Origin of the sequence: Synechococcus sp. ROS8604, assembly GCF_014279655.1 — a bacterium.
Taxonomy (GTDB): domain Bacteria; phylum Cyanobacteriota; class Cyanobacteriia; order PCC-6307; family Cyanobiaceae; genus Synechococcus_C.
In genome coordinates this window covers 350,973-375,379 of record NZ_CP047946.1, presented here as the reverse complement: position 1 = coordinate 375,379, position 24,407 = coordinate 350,973, and the positions used below count along the sequence as shown (strand labels likewise).

Below are 24,407 nucleotides of genomic sequence, written 5' to 3'. Positions count from 1 at the left end.
GGCAATCACCATCCTCTCGTAACAGACCATGAAGCGTGGCCTTGAGAGAAGATCCGTTGGCTAGGAGCCACCCGCTTGCTCCAACACCCCCTTACTGCTGGGCACCGATCCAGAGCGGCGCGGGTCAATCTCCGTGGCCATCCGCAGCGCCCTTGCGAAGGCTTTGAAACAGGCCTCAACGATGTGGTGGGAGTTCACCCCATCCAACTGACGAATGTGCAAGGTGAGGCCTGAGTTATTGACGACAGCCACAAAAAACTCCTTCACCAATTCGGTGTCGTAGGTGCCGATCTTCTGCGTTGGGATGGTGAGCCCCCAACTGAGATGGGGGCGTCCGGAGCAATCAAGAACCACCTGCACCAAGGCCTCATCCAGCGGCGCCACAAAATGGCCAAAACGGTAAATCCCGCGCCGATCACCAAGGGCCTTCGAGAGCGCCTGGCCAACGGCAATCCCGACGTCCTCATTGGTGTGATGGTCGTCAATATGCGTGTCGCCAGTGGCCGTGATCTCCAAGTCAATCAGGCCATGGCTACTGATCTGATGAAGCATGTGATCGAGAAAAGGCACACCCGTGCTGGCCTGGCAGCGGCCGCCGCCGTCAAGTCCGAGCCGAACCCTCACATCGGTCTCGCCTGTAACGCGGTGAATCTCCCCAATACGCATGCATTCAGGCGCCCCTCGACGCCTCGTGACTGCCTTGATCATCGCGAATAACGTTCAACGCAACCAGGGCCCCTTTGTGGAAGAAGGTTGCGCCAGTGGGTCGGAGGCCCCAAGAAGATCATTGCTGATCAACGCACAAAAGTGATCCATCGGCAACGCAAACCGGGCATCAACAAAAGGACGCTCAATAAAAGTTCCAATCCTCTCAGCCATGAGAAAAATCAAAAACACCAGCCAGCCCAGCAGCGCTGCAGAAATGTGTCCCAACGCATCGAGTTTTAGAAAAACCAAATAGCCATAGACCCAGGTCATGCCACGAATAAAGAAGGTTGATGACGCCGGAAGAGGTTGGTGACGGATGCGTTCCAAACCGCCTATCACATTGGTGAACGCCTGCTGCAGAAGACCAAACTCACTGCTTTGGAAACTATCCACCCAGCCTCCCTGGCGAAGTAAATGCTGCTCTCGTGCCATTCGCTTAAGCAGCGATTGCACACTGAGGTTGCGCAGTCCAATCTTCAACCCCAGCTCACGCACAGGCTCGGGAAGCAAGACCGCGCTGCCTTTAGAGCTGCGCAGTTGAGCATTTAGGCACCACACCAATAACACCACCTCCTGAAGCAGGCGACGTTTCCAGGACACCGGCAGCTGGCGGGGTAAAACACGGACTAACAAGTCACGCCAATTACGACCCTGATTTACCAACGCACCCCATAACACCCGTGCTTCTAACCAGCGGTTGTAGGCCTGGCTGTAGCGAAAACCAAGAAAAAGGCTGAGAAGCAGACCAAGAACCTGAACAAGAGCTTCTGGAAGCAGCGCCGTAGAAATTATCTCGTTTAAAGGGAGACTGATCGCACAAAGCAACGTTGCAAGCAGCAAGCTCCTCCCCTGGCGTTTCATCAACCACCAGGAGAGCTGCAGGTAATCAAGACATCCGCGCGGCCGAATCACATGCCGTTGATGCAGTAACCAGCATCCACATAGATCGTTTGGCCAGAAATTCCGCTCGACAAATCACTGAGCAGGAACGCAGCCGTGTTCCCCACTTCGTTCTGAGTGACCGTGCGGCGCAGGGGTGCCTTTTCCTCCACGTTGTGGATCATGTCGAGGATCCCTCCGATCGCAGAGCTCGCCAGCGTGCGGATCGGGCCAGCACTGATCGCATTCACGCGCACCTGCTTTTCGGGTCCAAGTTCAGCGGAGAGATAGCGAACGGAGGCTTCCAGAGCCGCCTTGGCCACACCCATCACGTTGTAATTGGGGATCGCCCGCTCAGCACCGAGGTAGGTCAAGGTCACCACACCGGCTTTCTCGCTAAACAATGGCTTGGCGTGACGACACAGAGGGGCAAGGGAATAGGCGCTGATCTCTAAAGCACGCGCAAACCCCTCGGCCGTGGTGGCGCTGAAGTCGCCAACCAATTCTTCCTTTCCTGCAAACGCCAAACAGTGCACGAGGCCATCGAGCTGCCCCCACTTGTCTTTGATTTCAGCAAACACCGTCTCCATCTGAGCGGCATCCTGAACATTCAGAGGCAAAAACAACGAGGGCGCTAATGGAGCCGTGAGCTCACGCACCTTGGTTTCAAATCGGCCCTTCTCATCAGGCAAATAAGTGATCCCGAGCCCGGCTCCAGCCGCCTTGAGCTGCTGGGCGATGCCCCAGGCAATGGAGCGATTGTTGGCGATGCCAGTAACAAGGATCTTCTTACCAGTGAGATCAAGAAGCATCAGGCCGCATCCCGGAGTGGTTGATTCGAGCGATTCTCTCCCATGCCGGGGCACTCACGCTCACAACGACACATCGACAGCATGGTGTGGTGTTGTTTGACATGCACCGGTGTCCAGGCTGCCGCACGCTGCGCCGCTCAGTTGGCCGAGCGAATCCACAGATCTTCCCCGAGATCTCAACGAGCGCTCGGCGCTGAATTCGCTGTTATCGCAAGAATTTCCAAACGCCTCTGGGGAGCTGAGTCCGATCGAAGGCGGTCGCGCTGCTGCTAACCGGCAGCTCGCTGCGGTCGATGCCAAGCGCTACGGCCGCAGTCGCAACCACCTCAATGGCGCTGTCACACGCCTATCGCCCTACATCCGCCACGGAATTCTCACGCTTGCGGAGGTCCGAGATGCTGTCTTCTCACAGCTGAAACAGAACAACCAAGGGAGGGATGACGGCGGAAAAATGATTAACGAGCTGGGATGGCGTGATTTCTGGCAGCGGATGTGGCTTGATCTCGGCGATCGCATTCATGACGATCAGGAAGAGCACAAAACCGGCTTTGCCGCCGCTGAGTATCAGCAAGCTCTTCCCGATGACGTCCGCGAAGGACGCACACAACTGGCCTGCATCGACGGTTTCAGGAACGAACTGGTGAGCCACGGATGGCTCCACAACCACGCGCGGATGTGGATGGCGGCCTACCTCGTGCATTGGAGACGGGTGCACTGGCGTGCAGGGGCTGACTGGTTCCTCGAACACCTGCTGGATGGCGACCCCGCCAGCAACCACCTCAGCTGGCAGTGGGTGGCCAGCTGCTTCAGTCACAAGCCCTATTTCTTTAATCGTCAAAATCTGGCGCGCTACAGCAATGGGCGGTATTGCCAGGACTGTCCAAGCCACGATTCCTGCCCCTTTGATGGCAGTTACGAGCAGTTAGAGAAGCAGCTCTTCAAGGTTCAGCCAGCCATCCGAGAGGGGAGCGCTCGGCGATCCTCGCGATCCAGCAGCCGTTCGGGCCAAAAGTCGAACCAAAAGCCGAGTCAACGCCCCAATTCACGCCCCAGCACCCAGCGATTTTGATGGACCCCCGAAAACCAATCCTCTGGGTGCATGAAGAAGCCCTGGGACCAGCCAACCCAGCCCTTCAGGACTATCCCGACGCACCAGGTCTGTTCGTGTTCGACGACGCCTGGATTCAAGAGCAGGGCATCAGCCGCAAACGCATCGGATTTTTGTACGAATCCGCCTTAAGCCTGCCGCTCACCCTGCGCCGAGGTGATGTTGCAAGTGAAGTGCTGCGCTTTGCCGAGCGCCACGGAGCCGATGCTGTGGTCACCAGCGCCGTGGTGGATCCCCGCCTGCAACGCATCGCTGCGGCCATTGATCGGGAGCTGCCCCTCTGGATGCTTGATCCCGATCCGTTTGTCTCGCTAGCCAAACCACCGAGGCTGGGGCGCTTCAGCCGCTACTGGCGAGAGGCGGAAGCGGTGGTCTGGGGGGGGTTTTAGTTCTCCTTCATTAGTTTTCCTTTAAAAGCTTGTCCTCACGTTCTTTTTCCTCAGCAGGGTCGATGAGAAGGTCTGGGTATTCCAAGGCTGGCAGACTCACCGGCGTCAGCTCTGATGCCTTCAGCGGTGGTTCCAGCCATTGCCAACGCGCCTGAGGAGCTCGAAGCTTGCACAGCGCCTCGAGCTCTTGCTTCAGGGTGTTGCGAACCTCTCTTCGATTCACTGCGGCAAGGAACTCTGAGCGAGGCGCCAATCCCGAACTAAACGGAGCCGTTCCGTTGCCATTGAACAATCGCGCCGGGTCTGGCAGCCAACGCGGTGAACACACGGCGGTATCGCTGGTGTCGGTCTCCAGGTAGAGATGAACCCCATAGCCATCGGGTTGACTGACAACAGCGAGTCCGTCGTGGGGTGTATGGCGCTGGAGAGGAAACACTTTCCAGGTGGTTGCTTTCTTCTGCGTGCAGGCGCTCAACAGTCCTGCCATGACCACCATTGTCAGCACCCGCACCATCAACTCGATCCTCTTTTGACAGGCCATTCTGACCGGCCCAGGATGGCAACATCCACCATCGCTCAACGCCATGGTTCTGACGCCATCCACGATGCTGCCTCTTCAGCATCCTCTGCCTCAATTTTCACTGCCCTTGGTGTCGGGTCATGCGCCCTGGTCCTCGCGGGATGACCTGGTGAGGAGCCGGGACCTGCCCAGACAGCCTTTGTTGGTGATGCTGATCTGTGCTCATTGCCCCTTCGTGAAACACGTGGAGCCAGAGATCACCCGTTTGGAGGCGGATTTCGGAGACACCATCACCCTGCTCGCCATCTCCAGCAATAGCCTCACCACCCATCCGCAAGACGGTCGTGATGGGTTGCGACAACAGGCCGAACAGCAGGGTTGGCGCTTCCCCTATCTCCTCGATGAGCAGCAAACGCTGGCCAAAGACCTCCGTGGCGCCTGCACGCCTGAGTTCTATGCCTTCGCACCCGATGTCGATGGCACCCAAACCCTCCGCTATCGAGGCCAACTGGATGCGAGTCGACCAGGGAATCATCAACCTCTCGACGGAGCTGATCTACGGGCTGCCCTTAAAAACATCTTGGCTGGAACCCCTGTGAGCGAGACGCAGCTGCCTTCAGTGGGCTGCAACATCAAGTGGAACCCGGGCCAAGAACCGCCATGGTTCGGTCAGTCGACTTAAGGTGCCCGCCATGCAGGTGCCTCCGTTCAGCCTCACAGATCAGCTTGCCGACCTCGGATCGGAGCTCGATGATGCCGTCTTGCGGGTGTTGCGAAGTGGGCAATACATCGGTGGCACCGAGATCAAAACATTTGAGGACGCGTTTGCAGCAAGCGTGAACTGTCGCCATGCCGTGGGTTGCAACAGCGGGACAGATGCCTTGGTCCTGGCGTTACGAGGCCTTGGCATCGGCTCTGGCGATGAGGTGATCACCGCATCCTTCAGCTTCTTTGCAACCGCTGAAGCGATCAGTGCCGTGGGCGCAACGCCCGTCTTCGTGGACGTGGACCCTGTGACCTATCTGATCGACCTCAATCTGATTGAAGCCGCGATCACACCCGCCACCAAAGCGCTCATCCCCGTCCACCTGTTTGGTCGTCCGGTGGATATGGCCCGCCTGATGGACATCGCCCAGCGCCATGGGCTCAAGGTGGTGGAGGACTGCGCGCAGGCCACCGGCGCCAGCTGGAACGCCAAGCCTGTTGGCAGTTGGGGCGATGTGGGGTGCTTCAGCTTTTTTCCCACGAAAAATCTCGGAGCTGCAGGCGATGGCGGCGCCATGACCTGCCAGGACGATGATCTTGCCCAACGCATGCGTGAACTCGCCGTGCACGGCATGCCCCGCCGCTATCTCCACACCGCCTTGGGCTACAACAGTCGCCTGGATTCCATTCAGGCCGCCGTTCTCAACGTGAAGCTGCCTTACCTCAGCGGCTGGGTTGAGAAGCGCGCAGCGATTGCCCAGCGCTACCTCGAAGCGCTCAAAGACCTCCCCGGCGTCCAACTCCCCGCTTCCGCCACTGATGCAAGCGTGGGGCATGGTTGGAATCAGTTTGTAGTGCGCGTGCGTCTTTGCCCCGAGCAGCAGCCGTCTTGCGGCGGAACCTGCTCCGAATCAGCCAGCCATTTTGGTTTGCCCCCCAGTCGTTGCCGTGAATGGCTCAAGCAAAGCCTCCAAGAGCAAGGGGTGAATACGATCATTTATTACCCCATCCCGATCCATCGCCAGCCGGCCTACGAAGACCAAGCTCAGGCTGACGGCAACCTTCCAATCACGGATCAACTGTGCAGCGAGGTGCTCAGCCTGCCCATTTTCCCGGAATTAACCTCCGAGCAACAGGAACGGGTGATCACGGTGTTGCGCCAGCAACTTGTTGCTCAGACTCAAGAGCGAATGGTGGCGTAAAGGGCTTTGAACTTGGCCTGCTGCACCTTGTGATCAATCAGCAGCTCCGGATAGCCCCTGCGCTCTAAAGCAGCGATCTCTCCACTGATCAAATCCTTGGTGTTCACATGCCGCAATTCCGGCACCCATTGGCGGATGTACTCGCCTTCGGCGTCAAATTTTGAAGCCTGAGTGGCTGGATTGAAGATCCGCAAAGGTTTTGGATCCATGCCACTGCTCGCGCTCCATTGCCAGCCGCCATTGTTGGCAGCCAAATCTCCATCCACCTCAAGCTCCATGAAGGCGCGTTCGCCCCAGCGCCAATCACAGATCAAATCCTTCACAAGGAATGAGGCCACGATCATGCGGCAACGATTGTGCATCCAGCCGCTTTGATTGAGCTGTCGCATCGCCGCATCGATGATCGGCATCCCTGTTTGTCCTTCCTTCCAGGCCTCAAACCAGTCGCGGTTGTTTTCCCAAGGGAAACGCCGCCATTGCTCACGGTAAGGACCATCTGCCAGTTCAGGGAAATGGAATAGGGCCTGCTGGTAAAACTCACGCCAGCAGAGTTCCTGTTCCCACACCGTGATCGCCTGCCGCTGCTCATCGCTGCGGGCCATCTCCTTGGCCCCTTGGGCAGCACACCAGGCCTGTCGTGGACTCAGCGTGCCCACGCTCAGGCCCGCACTCAGATAAGAGGTGCCGGGAATCCCCGGGAAATTGCGATCGGGTTCATAGGCCAGCAACGCACGATCAGCAAACGTGGCCAACTGCCTCGCAGCCGCCGCCTCTCCTGGGCGGCTCGGGCAGAGATCCGTGCCTCGAAAACCATGTTCCACCTGCAGCTGCTCCAGCTGCCGCTGACCCTCCGCGCACAAACGGCCGAGAGCCCCCTCACCGCCAAGAAGGTCTTCTAGTGACTCGGCCTCCAAATCGATCAACGCGATGGGAACCTCCGCGCTTCTGGGCTGGCTGCGCTCCACCTGACCGCGCCAATTGCGCAGAAAAGGGCCAAACACCCGGTAAGGGTCACCACCACCCGTTTTGATCAGGTCCGGTGCCAGCAGGAGCTGATCCCAATCCACCAGCACCTTGCGCCCATCGGCTTGCAAGGCTTTGGCCACCTGACGGTCACGCTCCCTGGAGTAGGGCTCCACGTCCCGGCTCCACACCACCGAAGGCGCCTCAAGCAAAGACGCTAGCCGCGGCATCACCTGCACCGGGTCGCCAGCCACCACCAGCAAACGGCTTCCCACGTCTCGCCAGCGTTGCTGGAGTTCGCGCAGGGTTTCCACAAGGAACCAAAGGCGGGCCGGAGCCATCGGTGGCAGCGACTCCGGGGGGTGAATCAGCGCTGGGTCCAGCACATACACGCCCGTTACCGCTGGACTGATTGCCACAGCCGCCTGCAGGCCGAGATTGTCGGCCAAGCGCAGGTCGCGGCGATGCCAAAACAAAACGCGAGACGCTCCCATCAGAGACCCAGCAGTTGCTTGGCACGGAACCAGGCGGTGACGCTCTTGCCATCCAGCCATTCAGCACCGGACGCCAGACGGGCATCCAGCTCGGACGGAGGCATCAAGATCACCTCCAGATCCTCATCCTCATCGCCAGCTGGTGGATGGTCCAAACGCGTGAGCTCCCGCGCCAGAAAGCAATGAATCACCTCGTCGGAGTAGCCAGGACAAGGCAACATCGGCCCGAGTGAATCCCAACGGGCAGCGCTATATCCAGCTTCTTCTGCAAGCTCTCGCTGCATCGATTCCAAAGGATCTTCTCCCTCTTCAAGGGTGCCTGCAGGAAACTCAAGGAGACGGGCCTGCACTGCAAAACGGTATTGGCGCAAAATCACCACCTGGCCGTCAGCGGTGATCGGAACCGCCAAGGAAGCCCCGGGGTGGCGAATGATCCCAAAGGTTCCTTCCACCCCCATCGGCAAGCGGATGCGATTGCGCTCGAAACGAATCTTGCACGCATCCATGGTCTCGAGGGTCTCAAGACACTGTGATGGTTCCAAAGGTGGAAGAAGTTCCATCGATCACGTGAAATCAATAAACTAAGCATGGCGGAGGGCACACAAAAAGTAAGTTTCAGCTAGTCGATCAAGCATTAGACTAGAGAGCAACTCCGCAGCCAAATTGAATCAACAAAGAAAGAAAACCCAAAATATACAAGATCTTAAATTCTCAGCAATACAATCCTGTCACCACTTAAAGCACAAATTCATGGCACTAAAACTCCATTTTGATCGACTCAAAAAACAACCCATAATGCATGACAATCCAATCGAAGCAAAGCCAAGACCTCCTCAAGCATCAAAATCACACATTCACCTCAGATGAATATTCTGTGCCAAAGGCAGAACAGAAGACGCCTGAATATAAACAATCATTGCATCACCTAAAGCTAGATCGGGAACAATATTGCGAAATAGACTCTTAACTGCTTTACAAGAGCGATTAGTCCTGCAAATAAATCTAACGAACGTCCATACAGGCCCTATGTTCGTTGAATCAAAAAGAAGCATGTGAGTCAGGAAAGGGTATCAACCAAGGGTTACCTCATTCGAACGAAAACTCCTTAAAACGACAGCCTTAAAATAGTTTAAGAAAGCATTGAATCAACAAGACCGAAGGAAATCATTCGGATTGACGACAGTCATGCAACACAACAGATAAGAACCAATGGGAAAACTCGAAAACCAATCGATCCGCTAAATTTTGACTCAAGGGTTAACCGCGATCATCAAGCTTTTTCCACCAATTACTTAAAACATTAATAGTACGCAGACAATTAAAGATATCCCTAGATTGAAGATAAGTCGCTTTACCAGAATGAAGAAACGGATCGACACTGGTTTTAATCATGTCGACATCCCAATAACGGTAAACTTGAGGGTGCAATTCAGACAGTCCCAAGAAAAACAAACACGACTCTTTTATATTAAGAGCAGGCTCGTTATCAATTATATCACGCACTTCTGGCGAAAACGGCCTAAGCTTATCTGGTAAATCATCCAGACATAATGGTAAATATGGGGCAAAGGCTCTTCGATGAACGAGTCGGCCATTCCCTGTCTTAACAGAATCACGGAACAGCAATGCCTCTTGATTAAGCAATGTAGAAACAACTTGCTCATTTAAAAACGGGAAAACCTTATGAATATTGAAATACGCAGCTGCTCGAAATTCTTCCTCCATTCGAACTGCAATCCAATCTGCTAAAATACGATTTTCTAACGATATTTTCAAGGGGGAATAAGAATCAAGCTCCCAAGGGTAAGCTCTTGCAGAGACAGGACCCAACCAATTACGCCCGCTTGAGGTTAAGGAATCAACCAAAAGATCTTCAAAAGATGAATATGTTTTTGAATCAAGTCGGAGCGTACGGGACCTCGCCCAATATCTATTTTTCGAAGCCAGAAATCGAGATAGAAAATGCCTTAAAGGAAAGCATTGAGCACCCATCCATTGATGGAAGGCCTTCAATGAATGAAATGTTGCTAAGTCTGTACCTACATTCCTACCATGATGACTCAGTGCTTGATCACCACCAAAGCCACTAAAAAACACAGAACAATGATTAGCATTAAGCAACTTCAGCTCCTCAAAAGAAGAAACATGCTGAGGCGGACACCCAAATATTTTCAGATCTTGATTACATAGTCCATTAAAATTAAAAGAGGAGCAATACGGAACGCGACTCACAATTTCGTGACATTGACGATCAATTAAATCAAAATTTTGACGCATAGGAGGCATGTATATATCATCAACAGATTCCATCCATGTAATAGTATGAATCTTGTCAGGGGCAATTCCTATTCCATTAACAATACATCCCATGATGGCATTTGAATCCAAGCCACTACTATGTTCACAAGCTATGTTTGAAGCATCGCATCCCAATTGGCCTCTAATACTATTAACAACAGTTAAACGAATATACTCATAAAGTTCTTTTTCATGCATCCTAGGAAGGCCACTGCCACTCCGAAAGGGGGGAGTTGAGTAACAACAAATATCCTTATCATCAGAATTCAGAACAAAATGCGAGCGTGGAATACGCTTAATTAGCTTATAAGGTGAGACATTAGCATTGGACTCATGAGTAATCAACGACTTTACATAGGCAGGATTAACATCGTCGAGACAAGGCTCACCGTGTAACGCATAGGCTTCCTCCCAGCAATCAACAAGCAAATTGTTTACTATAAATAACGGCCTACGGTTCCATGCATCAGTATGATAGATGCCAGGGGGGAGTGGACACGGATCTTTCGTTGGAACAAACAAAATAAAAAGACCTTATAATTAAATCATAACGACCCTTTGACTCATGGTCAAGAGCATTGTTCACCCTCTTAATTGCGCTTCAGTCTTGATATGACAAAGCCACTTGATAAATGCAACACTACCAATCAATATCCTTCCGATCGCTAAAACCCCAAACACGGCAAGTCAAATCAATCGCGCAAAATAGACAATACGGACAAAAAACCATCAATAAATCACTATATAACTCAATCGTCTATCGTTCGATGAAGAAAAAAGTGATCCTATCGCCTTGATGAAAAATTTTAAGATTACTATTCGCGGAAAAACAAACAGCTCTGTACAACGGCCAAAAGCAAGGCAAAGCCTCTAATGCTATTCAATGAAATTTGAACAAAAGTATCAGAACCAAAAAAGTTTAGCAGGCAATGCATTATACAAATGGCAATGAAAATTTTACTTTAGATCATAATATTATTGACTATTAAAGTTAAGGGAAGCGAAGGAGACCCTGGGAATCAAGCCCGTCTGCAATGGATGGCAAGCAGCTCGGCATCTCTGACTAGGGCTTCCTGAGAAAGTGAGTTACAGGAGAGATGAAGCAGAACGAACTGGCCTGAGCAGCAATTGAGCGATGCTCAAGCCCCGTTCACCTGATAACTCAGCCCTCTGTTGTTGGAGCTCAAAGCCCGTGCAGCAGAGACCATGAGTTGCCAGCAGAGTGCACAAAAGAGATAAAGAAGCTCCAGCAGCTTCTCGAGGTTCATCACCAGCACATTCAGTGCAATCATTGAACCCTGGGTGATGGCGAGCTTCTCACGGATCAGACCCAATCCAAAGCGCCGCTTGCCTTGTCCAATCTTGCCTTCAACGGCATTCCTTTGGCGCTGGTCATCGATGAACTGCTGCTTCTCGGCGGCTACCAACTAAGGATCGTTCTTCGGCCGTCCCAGAGGCGGGCCGCTTCAACGGATTCCATGACGCTGACAGAAAGCTCGATTGGCGCGAGATCTGGTCAGCACAGATCACTTCCGGGTAATGACCGTGACGGCGGCGATAGGCCATTGCTTGAGCCTTGAGGTCTTCTCCTTCGTTGTAGGGGTCATAACTCAGGCGATCGAGAAAAGTGAATCCCTCGCTGCTGACAGAGATTGAGATCTACCGTAACCGGAAGCCCTTTGGGCTAGGGCTCCAAACTCAACATTGCAACGAGCTTTCCCACGAACAATCGGCCTGATATGGGCCTGGCCGAGACTGACGATGCGATCAGGGATGCTTCTACTGTCTGCGTGATAGAGAATTGTCTGCTGGCGGACCAGCTCGCTGATCACCAGCAACTTCTGATAGATATGCCGTCCGGCGGCCAGAAGGCATCCACCACAAGCGATCAGGCTGTCGATGCTCGCCAGATTCCGCTTGAGGTAGCCAAGCTGCTGCTTGATGGCCTTGCGTATCTTGTTGATACGGGGTCTCTTTTTCTTCTCAACAGCAAGAAACTGCCGCCTCGCCTGTTTGCGGTGCGTACGCGGCTTATGGCCAAAGCTTTCTCTGACCTGAGGATGCATCGCATCAATCAGAATCTCAGTCGCCTCCCTCGCTTCATTGAGCAGTGATAGATCTGTTGGATGACGGATATCTACAGGCGCGCAGGTGGCATCGATCAAAAGTGATCCCTGATTAGGCTGCTTCTGCGAGGATGATTTTGGCTGGCCTGCAGAACTGGTCGATCCACCACCACTGCCATTGATATCGCCTGGGCCCTGGAAATCGGATGAGCGAATCACTTTCGGGCCATGGCGCACAATTCGTTCATTGCAGTCATTCACAACGGCTTCCGGTAGGCGCTTGCGGAAATAGACCATCATCGATGAATCGAACGGCGCCGAATACTGGAATGCTTCCAGGCCGATGAAGAACTGGAAGTATGGGTTTTCCTTGATCTGCTCGACCAGTTCTTCATCCGTGAGCCCGAGACGGGCCTTGATGATCAATGCAACCAGTGCCATTCGAAAGGGTTTTGCCGGTGCTCCAAAGCCCTTGCAAAATTGCGCCGCATAGTCGGCCTCCAGCGCGTCCCACAGGATCAGCTAAGCCAGCTTGATCCAGCGATTGTCACCTGAGAGTTGTCCACCAAATGGCAGGAAGAAATCCTTGAACGAGAGCTGATGACGATGCTCGCGCCGATACATGTGGAAAACTCCGGGCGGCTTTTGGGCGCAAATGGACCCGTTTGCGTACATTTTACCGCCAGAAATTGCTCAGATCCATTGGGGCGCAAATGATCTGGCTTTATTCAGAAGACCCTGACTACGAGCTGACTACGACCCTTACCTCGACCCAAGGTCGAGCATGGCTTAGCCACTAGAACCGCAGCAAAATCAACGTGCTTGCGGCACTGTCGAACCTATTCCAGGCCCGACGCCAATTACTCGCAACAGCCTGACCAGGTGCTTGGTCTCTCTGAGCACCTCGATTCAGCCTCAAAACCAGCCCAAAGTGGTTGAACAGGAGATCAACAAGCAACAGTGCTCAGAAAACGGCCTCAGAGGTAATTCACGGCCAAAGGTCTCCCATTTCTGCTCACTACCGCCGCTAAACCCCGTTTGTCCAGATTCACCTTACGAACATCTCATTCATTTCTCACCAAAACCAAATCACCCCCTAAAATTGCAAACAAAAGAGTGTGTATAAAATTGGAATAACCAAAACAATAAAATGATTTATTTCACCGCACCTCTGCTCGAAAACTCCCTAGATCACACCTATAATTATTCATCCGATCATGTCTTATCGGGATTTCCAGATGAATCCAACACAGGCATCTCTGACGGGAGCAATGAACAACAATTAATTTACAATGATTCAGTCTCTGATCCAATCGATGCATTATCAGAAGAAAGCATCATCGTAATAGATAATCCGAATTCATTTCCCAAAGATAAAACAACCAATAACAGAGAACCAATAGCCTATGACTACACATCAGGGGTTGAAGGTGGATTCAATATCGATCTCTTATTTTCTGGCGAAGGGTGGACGGATGAATACAGATTTCAGGCTATTTCAATGGCTGAATTAATATCTACATTAATTGTGGGAGACATTAAAGATACCAAATACAGAGGTAACTTCATTGATGATATAAATATAGAACTAAGCCTTCAAGCAATAGATGATGAAGGCAGAGGAAAAGGTTGGTCGCAAATTATTGATTCCAGAGGCAGCTCACGCATGCCTTCTAAAGGACTAATTGCAATCGATTCCGCGGATGTAAACACGATGGCAGAGAAAGAATTACTTGACGATCTCTTTCTTCATGAGATGATTCACACAATTGGTTTTCATAGTGCGAATAGAAAAGCATATTCCCTTGTAGATGATTCAAATATCTATACAGGCCTGCATGGGCAAAAGGCCTACCAAGAAGGCATTGCACAAGGTGTTTATAGCGAAGAATTCGATCTCCTTATCAATCCGGACAATGGTATGCATTGGGAACAAAATAATTTAGCACTTCCCCGTAATGAGATCATGACTCGTACACTAGATTCGACCAATCTTTTATCGAAAACAACTTTAGGCGTCCTTGAAGACTTGGGATATGAAACAATGTTTGAAGATAACGCATTCGCCAATACCGCAAACATTTTAGATGTAATCACTGCGAATTGGACAATAAATGAAGGGTTGGCTTAATAAATACGCCACAGAGAATTCATAAACGCGACTATCTATTTAAAATTAGTAGCTAAATTTAGAGTCGGTGCGTTTTTCAAAGCAGGAGACAGTGAATTCTTGGATGAACAGCAGAGGATCTAAAAGATTCACGCGAAAAATCTGTATTGACGACTCTCTCCAGTTTATTCCGTGGGAAAACATTTCAGTCACTGCATGAACAGGGATAAACTCTAAGCGAAAACGCAAGGGAAGTAAGACAAGGAATGCTCCGCTGGGGCGCAAATGTTTGTGTAGAAGCAGCTTTTTAACCACAATGATGCTGAGCTTGAATTCCTAGTCTACAACAGGCGGCCTTTCGAGGAATTCATCATCCTTGGTGTGGCGAACGCAATTCCAGATGCAACAACCATCTGATTGTTTCGTGAACTGTTTGGCAATGCCTGCATTATTAAAGAACATTTCAATTGTTTTGAACAGCAACTTCGAGCGCAGAGTCTGCGAGCCCAAGGTGCTCAGATGATTGATGTCACTCTTGGTCCTGTTCCTACGCAGAGAAATACTCGATCTGGAAATAAAATCATCAAGGAAGCGAATTAGCCCAACGAATGGAAGGCCATCCCAAGCGACCTGCGGCAGGATCTTAATGATCGTGGGGTGAAAAAAAATGTTAATCATTAAGGATACGAGAACAGTATCTACATTGATGGAGATCACGCTTCGAGCGCAGAACCGTCGTTACCCCAGCAAATGTTCACAACAGTCAGATGCGCGCCCGTGTTCTAGATCCGGAGAATAGAGATGACTTTGTCTGGTCTAATTCAGATTATGCAGAAGAAAAGTTTGAAGAGTTATTGACATTGGCTGTAAATATAACAAGAAGAATCAGATTGGCATGAATAGGGCGTAGTGAGAGCTATAGATAACAAAGAGCTCTTTCCATTCGAACTGCCTTATCTATACCAATGCATGGTTTAGGGAGTGGATAGGTCGTTGCCTTACTGCTTACGAAGCAAACGAGTGAATAAAACCAAAGATCTAGCGAAGAATGAAAGTACATTCTCTGAAAAATCAGTGTGGCAACGCATTCCAGGTTTGAAAGTTATCCGTTAAATATATTTACAAGACTTGACGATCGCAAAGTCTACAGGTAATTTCTTGCAAGCCAAGATGATGCAGGCAGTACACATTAATCTTAAATACTGGGTTGATGAGGCAATATGCCTTCAAATCATCATCAAAAATCGCCAAACACTGAAGATTATCGGAACAAACACAACAGATGTATCACATAATAAGGTCTTGAAAGCCTCACCCACAGACAATCGCCATTTGCAATGGACACTCATGAGACTGCAACAATTAGAAGTAACTAATCAAAAACCAGCAGCCATTCAGATTTTGCCTAATAATCTTGAATGCAACTCAATCAATTACACATGAAGATCACTATCCGCACCTACGAACGAAATAAAATCTTTTTATGTGAGCCATTGCCATCAAATCGTATTTGCTAACTGCAAGTTACGACTTGAGAGCAAGGCATTGTGGTGATAGGGTGTAAAGAAAAATGATGAACGCGAAACTTGACAAACCCTCGAAACTCGAATTGCAGGCCCCTGAAATTGAAATTATTTCTTTTCAAGAAACTGAATCGGGTGCATTTAACAATAGAGCAGAAATGGGTATGACTGATAGATCAGATGTGCCTGCCTCTTGAAATTAGGACAAAAAAATAATATCAAATATCAACATTTGATAGCATCTGGATTTAGATTCAACTAATTCTGAATAGCACATCTTTACTATGGGTCTGCGAGATTTCTTGTGCGAGAAACAAATAGTTGAAAAGCCCTAAGATAGGATGAATCTTTTTTTGCATTAATTATACGTACATGCAAGTATTATATAACAATGCTGACCGCAAATCGGATAGATCCACCAGTTCTTTTAAAGATGCTGATGTTTCGGTTTTTCAATTAAAGCGATTAAGAGGCCGAGTTGCAAGTAAGTGACCTCAGCTCCTGTGAGGACTTTATTGGCCTTGGAGTAATGGATGACTTGACAGCAAGGCACTATGACGTTAATGTTAAAATCCTAAGGTCATGAACCTCAAATACATGAACAAGAATACGCATCATCCTTTGAAGCTCGAATGGCAAACCCCTGAAATTGAAATTATTTCTTTTCAAGAAACTGAATCGGGTGCAAATAACAATAAGGATGAAATGGGTATGACTGATAGATCAAATGTCGACCCCGCTTCGTAACAGGTTAGCAATTCGACCTCTGCTAAAGTTAGCACTGTCAAGTTTAACATTTAAAGAGAAATAAATATTGTCAAAAATTCATGTTAAAATTAAAATCCTATTTTTTTTAATTTTACGTCTGTTTCACGAGGCTGGACATAAATATATTTTATTGATAGGTTTTATCGCTTTCTTGAAGTCATTAATTGAAATTGTCAGTATTGGGTTAGGGATATCTATTCTTTTCAGCAATAACTCTAAACATTTTCAGAGTTTATCAATTGATATTTCATTGCGACAGGCATTTTTTTGCTTGTCTTTATTAATACTATTCCGCACCCTTTTGCAAGCTTATACATCAATTAAACAACAAAATTTAATTTTTGAATTCTCTGATCGACTAAAAAAACAAGTGCTATCACTTGTTTTAAAATCTTCAACCTCCGGACTCAATCAAATTGGAAGAGGTGAATTAATGTCGCTTCTTATGGATGAGATCGATACTTCAGTAGGCGCTCTTAATCAGGCGGTTAGTACAATTCGCCACTTTATATCACTAATTCTTTATGCGGCAAGTATTTTGTTGATTAATCAAGAGAATGCAGTTCCTCTTTTGCTAGCGTTTGTCTCAACAAGTATAGCAGCCTTATTGCAACGTTCAGAGAGTTGGAGTCTCGGCTATACCTCTACTCAACTCAATAGTAATCTTCAACGAACAGTAGGTGATGCTCTGCATAATCTTAAAGCCATTCGCGCAGCTGGAGCAGAGGATTGGATTAAAAAGCGCTTTATTAATGACATATCAAACTACCGTAAAGTGCAACAAATAATGATCAAACGGCAATCTCTTTTTACAGCTTGGCGAGACTCATTGGTGATTTTGGTGATGGGAGGCTGGCTTGCCTGGATTCGACAAGATCTTGATTCTTCTATTATTGCTACAACATTATTGTTTGGTTATCGAACTGCCACATCATTCAGCAGCCTCATCAGATCATATCGCATTTGCCTAAGTTGGTTACCAGCCTACTCAGAGCTTCATAGGCGCAGAAAATTATTGACTCGCAGTATTGCCCTCATTCCTGGAAAAACAGACATTGAACAAAGAGATGAGGACTTATTTACACCAATTCATTGGACGTCCTTAATCTGGTCAGAAGACAAAACAGAAACATCTCATCTTTCTATCCCATTATTATTAGGCCAACTAACTGTAGTAACCGGACCTTCTGGGATTGGAAAAACAACTTTAATTGATCAATTCTGTGGTCTGCTTTCGGAACATACCAGTTCTTGGAAAGTTTGCTCTAAAGTCAACAATATAAATCTAAAGGGTTCTATTGGTGCACAGATAATTAGACGACACATCGCATATTCTCCACAAAACTCAGTCTTGTTTGAGGCAAGTTTACGTGAAAATCTCACGATGGGACACAATATAGAGTCGAAAAGCATTAAACATTGGCTATCTGAGCTTCAACTCTTGCACATTGCTGAACGTGCCCATGGTTTAGATGAACCTTTACCACTCACACAAGTTTCATTCTCGGGCGGCGAAATTCACAGACTTGGATTAATACGAACTTGGCTACGGAACCAATCCATTGAAATACTGGATGAACCTACGGCCTTTCTTGATGAAGAATCATCTGTTATCGTGAGATCAATCATTTCGAGAAGAGTTAAACGTAAATTAATCTTAGTTAGTACTCATGATCCTCACATTATCAAGATGGCTGATCACGTAATAGCCTTAACTGATGATTACCGACCAAATGCTATGAGTTCCTATCGCGACAACCAAGATGATACATCAATAAATCAAGTCTATTCATAAAAATCTGGAGGAATGAATAATATCTACCAGACTTACGATCCAACAATACTGGTGACGTAATTATACTATAAAAAAGGGTTGAGAAAAAATGCTCAGGATGGTAATAGCTATTAAGCTTCCGAAAAAGGGTTTTTACACGCTGGCAAATCCATTTTCTCCCTCTTACTGTTGATCGGCATGGTCTTAACTGAGCATCCATTGCATCATGAAGAGCAACTCTTCTACTTCGCGCAGATGGATCGCAAGCTATTGCGTTCAAAAGCGATGATTCAGTTAATTCAGACGCCACACAACATGTCTTTAGTACTGGTCTAAAAGCAGACCAAGGCGTTAGTTGAGGAATCGTACACCACCTTCCCAGGCGTACAACATCAACCAAGTCACGCAACGACCTCCAACAGTCGCTGCTAGCGTGACAACAAGAATTTATAAAAGACAAGTTCAGCGGTAGGGTGAAAATCTGCTGCTCATTGATATAAAATTTCTCCCTTTGATTCCATACTGCATCAAAAGGAGGAAAGATCCCTCTGATATGTGAGGGATGCCAATGAAGATCAATGAACTGTGTCTGTTGACCTTGGTTGCGAAACATTGATATTTCTATGCACACAAAACCTGAATAAGAGCCATGAAAATTGGTATCACCTACACAACTAGCCCCTGCTGTGAGCTGAAAACCCTGATGCTTCAGCAAAGCAATTACTTCACCAACCTGATTGCTTTTCACCCACAGATCAAGATCTCCTCGCCCTCTGGCTGTTAAAGATCCTGTAGTTTGTTTGCTTAATGCGACCCCCTTGAGCACGAGCATAGGGACCCCAGCATTCTCAAACACTTCTGCGATTCCTCTCGTTAAACTTGAAAGGGCTAGAGCAGCAAGAATCTCTTGATGAGCCATTTCTTTTAATAAATATTTAAGTTTTGGGAACAATATTCCAATTTCTTGATCACCTGCAAGTAAAATCTGTAATCGATGTCGCCAGATCGCAGCCAAAAGTTCTAACAAAGGCACTTGCCTTACCACAGCAATGAACTGAGACTCGACCGGTCAACGAGTGCCTTTGCTGCCTTATGACTCGCTAAACTAATCATACGCACTTTGTTGCTTCGTCAATTGTAATCCTTTTCCATCAATGGTTCTTGGCTCACAACCCGTCTTTTTTTACGAAGCGTTCGGAATCTTGTTGATATCTTCAGGCATGAAGATTCCAGAATTACCTGTTGCCAAAAGTGAGATGCAAAATAATTATTCTGGTTCAATCAATATTGTTCAAGATGAACAATCAAATTGGCCTGAACTCACGCCGATCTTTGCCGACACCGCCAATCTTCAGATGAGGCCAGGTGAGTTAAGACTCACAATTCCTAACATGATTAGCTTTCGAGTCACTAACGGAGACCGAATCAGCTGGTGTCGCTTGCGTTCTAATGTCACCAACCAAACCATTCGAACGTACATGCTTGGTTCCGCATTGGGCGCTGCCTTGATTCAGCGCGGAATTCTTGTTTTACATGGTAATGCTCTTGAAAAACATAATCGTGCAATTGTTTGCATGGGTTATTCAGGAGCAGGCAAATCGACATTGGCGTATGCATTGATGCAGCAAGGTTGGAATTTATTAGCTGACGATTTAGTTGCTGTAACCCCGACCGGCTTGATTCTTCCCGGTGTGCCGAGGATCAAGCTCTGGAGGGATGCTGTTTGCGCTTTTAATCTTAATCCAAGTCAACTAAAGACTGTCATGACTGGAGTTGACAAGTTTTTAGTTCAAAAAAAAATTTACGATACATAAGTAAGACTGTACCACTTGAAGCCATGTACTTGATTGAACGGCGGAATCAGAATGACCAAGGCGTAATCTCACAAATTTCAAGCGAGAAAATCATGGCTATCCATTTGCATAACCAGTCATTTAGGCCAAATTTTGTTAAAGGACTGGGGCAAGAGGGCGCAAACTTTATGACATCAAGCAAGATTTTAAAGCAGTCACCTATATCCATCCTGGGAGTACCAGGCGATATTCAAATTATGCAAAAGTGGCTCAAAAATCAAAATCTACTGGTGTGATCTAGCGCAACACTGTGCTCCCAAAATGTCCTCCCAAAAGCCAACGATTAACCCTGAGGAAGGTCAACGAATGATTTTCAAATCCTTAACCCCTAAACGCACATTCTAAACTCCGTCAGCAGCAGGAAAAATAATCCTTGATCCCCGAAGATATTACTTAAACCAAACCATAACATTAGTTATTTCAAATGAATATTCTCATTGCCTCTAAAAGTGGTTCAAGCACAAAAGAACGCAAATGCAATCGTGGGTGGGGTAAAGTCAAAAGGGCTTGATCAAAGCGAAAGTCACTCCAAAACAACAAATCAAGATCCAAAGATCTTGGTCCCCAACGATCCTCTCGTGTGCGGTCCCGTCCAAAACAGCTCTCCAGCTTTTGAAGTTCATGCAATAACCAAAGCCTGCTCAATGCCTGGTGAGATCACGATCCCCCTTCACCAATAACACTGCATGACATAAGGCGGCTGACCAACTGGTCCCCCCATAGGTGCTGTGTGATGGGACGCAGACCAGGAAAAAAGCAGCGGAGAGCTTTGGTTCTCTCCGGCAAAGGATTGGACCCTGACTTTAATAACACCCTGCAGCAAAGGCCTTACGGTCTTGAGAGTCTGCAGCGTCGAAATCCACCGCCTCGGCTTGCTGCGCGCTTGGCTGCGGGACTTGCCTGTGGACGTGCTCGATGAACCCACGGCGTTTCTGGACGCCACAGCGGCAGATCAGGTGCGCAGCGTGATTCGAGAGCGTGTTGGTGAGCGACTGGTGCTCGTGAGCACTCATGACCCGGAGCTGATCAATCAGGCCGATCAGGTGATTCGGCTTGAGCCTCAAGCCGGCGCCGTAGTTTTCCGGCACGCCTCAACACCACCTGACGGATAGAACGCATGTCACCCGTTTGCGGATCAATTAAATCCACTGGGGTTATGAGTTGGCGAATCAGCGTTGAAAAAACATGTAATGGGTGGTGGCTGAGATTCACCATGTGAGCGAAGTACCGCAGGCGATTCGTCACAGTCCATCCACCATCACCCAAGCTGCGCCAAGGCTGCTGTTGTGCTCTCTGAGCTTTAAGGCGTACTGCATTAGCTCTGCCGAAACGCCACGAAGCGCTTTTTTCCTTGAACGCATCGTCCATAGCCTGCCAGCTCTTTCGCACCGTGCGCAGGCGGCTCAGTTCAACCAGCTGAGCAGGGGGGAGCGCCCGCTCGAACCGATCGATGTCCACCAAATTGCGCAGGGCCATGTAGCGATCCACCGCCGCATGGCAGCAGGCATGCACCAAGGCATCGCGGCGCGACAGTGTTCTGACCAACTGTCTATTGATTGGCAGCTCTTCTCCGCGCTGCCAGAGCTCCTGAAACCGCGGTAATACCCCGCGAGCCCACGTTGCATGCCAGTGCAGATCGATCCACTGGCGATGGTTATGAACATCCCTGTGTAAGGAGATTTCGATCGACACAAAGCGGCTGTAACGCCCCCTTGCGGAGTCATCTCCCACGCAACTAGCGCCGTAACTCAACCCAAAGCCCACTGATTGCAGCAAGGCGATCGCCGCACCCACCTGAGAGGGATCCACAAACAGATCGCAGTCGCCTCGGCCGCGGGCCGTGATTGAACCGGTGGTTTGCAAGGCCAGAGGGATGCCTTTGATCACCAGCAAAGGGATGCCTGCTTCTGCAAACAACACGGCCATTTCCCGGGTGAGGCTGGCCAGGGCAAGGGCTGCCATCACTTCGCGGCGTGCTGCTCGCTGGAGCTCCGCTTGTAGGCCTGGCAGCAGATCGCCCACAGCAGGATCCCCCTGCAGGAACAAGTGCAGGCGGTGTCTTTGGATTCCTTGGAACAGCGCTGCTGGCGGCAAGGCCGCAAGCTGCTCGCGCAGTGCTTCTGACGCAGGAGGCGGCACAGATCCGACCTCAGTGGCCCGTTCACGCTGCAGCACCCATGCAGTCAGTGCTCGAACAGCCGCCAGCGTTTCACTTGCAATAGGTGTGACCAGAGCCGGTGGGTACACAGGCGAACATGGTGGGAACATTGTTGCTCTCATTCACAATCATGAGCACCAAGGGGAGCAACTTTTACCACGCATTCGCTCTCCACTGGGCTTCCGAGGGGCTGCTGATTCCGGAGCTGCCGCAAGCGGAACTCGACGCCGCTGAGGCAGCTCCCAGCGCAAGCATCACAATCCGGGAAGAGGATCCGCAGCGCTGGCCAAAGCTGGCGGGTGGGTCCCACGACACGCCGTTTCTGCAGATGACCCGCGGCGATCTACGCCTCAAGGTGGAAGGCATCGGACGCTTCCGAATCAGCAACGCAGAGCAGATCGCTTGGCAACGGGCTGATTTGAGCGTCAGCGATCAAGACCTGCGCACTTTCCTGCTGGGTTCCGCCGTTGGCGCCCTCATGATTCAACGAGGCATGCTTGTGTTGCACGGCAATGCCCTGGAACGCGACGGCGAAGCCATCGTGTGCATGGGCCACTCCGGTGCGGGCAAATCCACCCTTGCCTATGCGCTGATGCAGCAGGGCTGGCGGCTTCTGGCCGATGATCTGGTATCAATCACGCCTGATGGCCAGGTATTGCCAGGCATTCCGCGGATCAAGCTCTGGCATGACGCAGCCAAAGCCTTCGGGCTCGATCCGGAGGCGCTGCCGCCGATCCGCCAGGGCATGCAGAAATACTTGCTGCTGGGTGAGGCGATCGAGCGCGCCGTGCAGCCCTGCCTGCTTAGAGCTCTTTACCTGATCCGGCAGCAACGCCGGGACAGCAACGACCCGGACGACAGCCGTATCACCCGCATCAGCAGCCAAAAGCAGGCAGCGCTGTGCCTGCGCAATCAGGCCTTCCGGCGGCGTTTCGTGCGTGGTCTTGGTCAGGAGGGTGCAAACTTCATGGCCCTGGCGCGGCGGCTGCAGGAAGCGCCTCTCGCCACGTTGCCCACGCCCAGGGGGATCGCAGCGATGCAGACCTGGCTGAAGGGGCAATCTCTGCTCAGCGCCGCGGCAGAAGCCCAGACAACTGAAGAGCAAACGAAATGAGCGCGTCTGAGCCCTACTGGTACTTGGCCAGTTACCCGAAATCCGGCAACACCTGGTGCCGGGTGTTCATCACCGAGCTGCGCCGCCTTGCCGGCCTCAACAGCGCAGAAGCCACAGCAGCGGCCCAACAGGAGGAGCAGGAGCTGCGCCTCAACGGCGACCTGGCCACTGGCTCGATCGTGAGCAGCCGCCACTGGCTGGATGATCAACTGGGGATCGACAGCAGCGATCTGAGTTGGGCCGAGCTCGACAAAGTTCGCGGCAGGGCAGGACATCAGCAGGCGCTTTATTCCGAATGCCTTCGCTATCACAAGGTGCATGACGCCTTTGTGAGCCCAGATTCCGGAGTTCGCCCGGTGGTGCCAGTGGAAGGCTGCCGCGGTGCGGTGGTGGTGATGCGTCATCCCGCCGATGTGGCCGTGTCGCTCAGCCATTACTTCTCCTGGCCTCTTGAGCGTTGTGTGGCCTTTCTGCTGGATGAGCAGGCCGGCCTCTTTCGCTCCACCAAACGGGGCGCCCAACAGGTGCGCCAGTTCATGGGCACCTGGGCCAACCATGTGCACAGCTGGCTTGATCAAGAGCAGATCCCCATACTGATGCTTCGCTACGAGGATCTCCTTGCCGAGCCGCAACTCCAATTCAGCCGGCTGGCCCGCTTTCTGGAATTGCCAGAAGAGCCTGAGCTCATTACCGAGGCAGTACGCAACACCAGCTTTCAGACGCTGCAGGCCAAGGAGGAGAAGGAAGGAGGCTTCTCCGAACGCCCCGATGGCTGTGAACGCTTCTTCCGCTCCGGCCGCAGCGGTGAAGGGAAAGAGGAGCTCACTGCTGAACAGCTCGTGCAGCTTGAAGAGGCATTTGCCAGCATCCTCACCCGATGCCGTTATCAGATAAGCGGCACTTAAGGAATCTCTGGGCAACGGGGGTTGAGAGCCAACGGAGATCGGAAATCTCTCGTCTTGT

At 50.3% G+C, this 24,407-nt stretch carries 22 protein-coding genes and 1 pseudogene; 11 read left to right on the top strand and 12 right to left on the bottom strand.

What is annotated here, in order from left to right; genetic code table 11:
* Window positions 1-60: 60 nt before the first annotated feature.
* The 3 genes from hisB to fabI are packed head-to-tail and all read right to left on the bottom strand — an operon-like array spanning window position 61 to window position 2,399.
* Window positions 61-666: an imidazoleglycerol-phosphate dehydratase HisB gene (hisB, locus tag SynROS8604_RS01890; RefSeq protein WP_186545751.1), complete on the bottom strand. Its 606-nt coding sequence runs from the start codon at window positions 664-666 to the stop codon at window positions 61-63.
* Between the two features lie 54 nt (window positions 667-720).
* Window positions 721-1,620 carry a bestrophin family ion channel gene (locus tag SynROS8604_RS01885; RefSeq protein ID WP_186544945.1) on the bottom strand — a complete coding sequence of 300 codons (900 nt, stop codon included), beginning with the start codon at window positions 1,618-1,620 and terminating at the stop codon, window positions 721-723.
* Entirely contained in the window at window positions 1,617-2,399 is a 783-nt protein-coding gene (gene fabI / locus SynROS8604_RS01880; RefSeq protein WP_186545750.1) for an enoyl-ACP reductase FabI, read from the bottom strand. The genes SynROS8604_RS01885 and fabI overlap by 4 nt, the downstream gene beginning before the upstream one ends.
* Before the next feature lie 109 nt (window positions 2,400-2,508).
* Here fabI and SynROS8604_RS01875 point away from each other — a divergent pair, with 109 nt between their 5' ends.
* Window positions 2,509-3,468, top strand: coding sequence for an FAD-binding domain-containing protein (locus SynROS8604_RS01875; protein WP_186544944.1), 960 nt, complete (start codon window positions 2,509-2,511; stop codon window positions 3,466-3,468).
* A complete protein-coding gene (locus tag SynROS8604_RS01870; RefSeq protein WP_186544943.1) occupies window positions 3,468-3,896 on the top strand; it encodes a hypothetical protein in 429 nt (142 codons plus the stop codon). The genes SynROS8604_RS01875 and SynROS8604_RS01870 overlap by 1 nt, the downstream gene beginning before the upstream one ends.
* A gap of 10 nt (window positions 3,897-3,906) precedes the next feature.
* Here the strand turns inward: SynROS8604_RS01870 and SynROS8604_RS01865 are convergent, their stop codons facing one another.
* Window positions 3,907-4,437, bottom strand: a complete 531-nt coding sequence (locus SynROS8604_RS01865) for a hypothetical protein (protein WP_186544942.1) — start codon at window positions 4,435-4,437, stop codon at window positions 3,907-3,909.
* A 43-nt stretch (window positions 4,438-4,480) separates the two neighbouring features.
* On the opposite strand from SynROS8604_RS01865, the gene SynROS8604_RS01860 reads away from it, so the two are divergent.
* Together SynROS8604_RS01860 and SynROS8604_RS01855 are read left to right on the top strand one after the other, a co-directional pair.
* Window positions 4,481-5,098 carry a thioredoxin family protein gene (locus SynROS8604_RS01860; RefSeq protein ID WP_186544941.1) on the top strand — a complete coding sequence of 206 codons (618 nt, stop codon included), beginning with the start codon at window positions 4,481-4,483 and terminating at the stop codon, window positions 5,096-5,098.
* 10 nt (window positions 5,099-5,108) lie between these two features.
* Entirely contained in the window at window positions 5,109-6,323 is a 1,215-nt protein-coding gene (locus SynROS8604_RS01855; RefSeq protein ID WP_186544940.1) for a DegT/DnrJ/EryC1/StrS aminotransferase family protein, read from the top strand.
* Here SynROS8604_RS01855 and SynROS8604_RS01850 read toward each other — a convergent pair.
* From SynROS8604_RS01850 to SynROS8604_RS01835, 4 genes and pseudogenes are all read right to left on the bottom strand, one after another.
* Window positions 6,302-7,780, bottom strand: coding sequence for an FAD-binding domain-containing protein (locus SynROS8604_RS01850; protein ID WP_186544939.1), 1,479 nt, complete (start codon window positions 7,778-7,780; stop codon window positions 6,302-6,304). The genes SynROS8604_RS01855 and SynROS8604_RS01850 overlap by 22 nt on opposite strands.
* Window positions 7,780-8,340: an NUDIX hydrolase gene (locus tag SynROS8604_RS01845; protein WP_186544938.1), complete on the bottom strand. Its 561-nt coding sequence runs from the start codon at window positions 8,338-8,340 to the stop codon at window positions 7,780-7,782. The genes SynROS8604_RS01850 and SynROS8604_RS01845 overlap by 1 nt, the downstream gene beginning before the upstream one ends.
* A gap of 697 nt (window positions 8,341-9,037) precedes the next feature.
* Window positions 9,038-10,276 (bottom strand): hypothetical protein, encoded by a 1,239-nt coding sequence (locus SynROS8604_RS01840; protein ID WP_186544937.1) that lies wholly within the window; start codon window positions 10,274-10,276, stop codon window positions 9,038-9,040.
* Between the two features lie 1,004 nt (window positions 10,277-11,280).
* A pseudogene (locus SynROS8604_RS01835) lies at window positions 11,281-12,768 on the bottom strand (IS5 family transposase); the annotation flags it as partial.
* Window positions 12,769-13,294: 526 nt separating this feature from the next.
* On the opposite strand from SynROS8604_RS01835, the gene SynROS8604_RS01830 reads away from it, so the two are divergent.
* From SynROS8604_RS01830 to SynROS8604_RS01815, 3 genes are all read left to right on the top strand, one after another.
* Window positions 13,295-14,275, top strand: a complete 981-nt coding sequence (locus tag SynROS8604_RS01830) for a hypothetical protein (RefSeq protein WP_186544936.1) — start codon at window positions 13,295-13,297, stop codon at window positions 14,273-14,275.
* Between the two features lie 1,107 nt (window positions 14,276-15,382).
* Entirely contained in the window at window positions 15,383-15,697 is a 315-nt protein-coding gene (locus SynROS8604_RS01820) for a hypothetical protein (protein WP_186544934.1), read from the top strand.
* Between the two features lie 999 nt (window positions 15,698-16,696).
* Complete coding sequence (locus SynROS8604_RS01815; RefSeq protein ID WP_222930124.1) at window positions 16,697-18,340, top strand: ABC transporter ATP-binding protein; 1,644 nt, start codon at window positions 16,697-16,699, stop codon at window positions 18,338-18,340.
* Here SynROS8604_RS01815 and SynROS8604_RS01810 read toward each other — a convergent pair.
* Window positions 18,282-19,352: a nucleotidyltransferase family protein gene (locus SynROS8604_RS01810; RefSeq protein ID WP_186544932.1), complete on the bottom strand. Its 1,071-nt coding sequence runs from the start codon at window positions 19,350-19,352 to the stop codon at window positions 18,282-18,284. The two genes, SynROS8604_RS01815 and SynROS8604_RS01810, sit on opposite strands and share 59 nt — an antisense overlap.
* A 187-nt stretch (window positions 19,353-19,539) precedes the next feature.
* Between SynROS8604_RS01810 and SynROS8604_RS01805 the strand changes: the two genes are divergently transcribed.
* Together SynROS8604_RS01805 and SynROS8604_RS01800 are read left to right on the top strand one after the other, a co-directional pair.
* A complete protein-coding gene (locus tag SynROS8604_RS01805) occupies window positions 19,540-20,133 on the top strand; it encodes a hypothetical protein (protein ID WP_186544931.1) in 594 nt (197 codons plus the stop codon).
* A gap of 23 nt (window positions 20,134-20,156) precedes the next feature.
* The gene (locus SynROS8604_RS01800) at window positions 20,157-20,408 is read left to right on the top strand and encodes a hypothetical protein (RefSeq protein ID WP_186544930.1); all 252 of its coding nucleotides are present in this window, start codon (window positions 20,157-20,159) and stop codon (window positions 20,406-20,408) included.
* 184 nt (window positions 20,409-20,592) lie between these two features.
* Here the strand turns inward: SynROS8604_RS01800 and folK are convergent, their stop codons facing one another.
* The 3 genes from folK to SynROS8604_RS01785 form a co-directional block, all read right to left on the bottom strand.
* Window positions 20,593-20,799, bottom strand: a complete 207-nt coding sequence (folK, locus tag SynROS8604_RS01795) for a 2-amino-4-hydroxy-6-hydroxymethyldihydropteridine diphosphokinase (protein WP_255445145.1) — start codon at window positions 20,797-20,799, stop codon at window positions 20,593-20,595.
* A 176-nt stretch (window positions 20,800-20,975) separates the two neighbouring features.
* The gene (locus tag SynROS8604_RS01790) at window positions 20,976-21,185 is read right to left on the bottom strand and encodes a hypothetical protein (protein ID WP_186544929.1); all 210 of its coding nucleotides are present in this window, start codon (window positions 21,183-21,185) and stop codon (window positions 20,976-20,978) included.
* A 13-nt stretch (window positions 21,186-21,198) separates the two neighbouring features.
* Window positions 21,199-22,440 (bottom strand): nucleotidyltransferase family protein, encoded by a 1,242-nt coding sequence (locus SynROS8604_RS01785; RefSeq protein WP_186544928.1) that lies wholly within the window; start codon window positions 22,438-22,440, stop codon window positions 21,199-21,201.
* 20 nt (window positions 22,441-22,460) lie between these two features.
* Here SynROS8604_RS01785 and SynROS8604_RS01780 point away from each other — a divergent pair, with 20 nt between their 5' ends.
* The gene (locus tag SynROS8604_RS01780; RefSeq protein WP_186544927.1) at window positions 22,461-23,444 is read left to right on the top strand and encodes a hypothetical protein; all 984 of its coding nucleotides are present in this window, start codon (window positions 22,461-22,463) and stop codon (window positions 23,442-23,444) included.
* Window positions 23,441-24,349: a sulfotransferase domain-containing protein gene (locus SynROS8604_RS01775; protein WP_186544926.1), complete on the top strand. Its 909-nt coding sequence runs from the start codon at window positions 23,441-23,443 to the stop codon at window positions 24,347-24,349. Before SynROS8604_RS01780 ends, SynROS8604_RS01775 begins: the two co-directional genes overlap by 4 nt.
* Window positions 24,350-24,407: the final 58 nt, after the last annotated feature.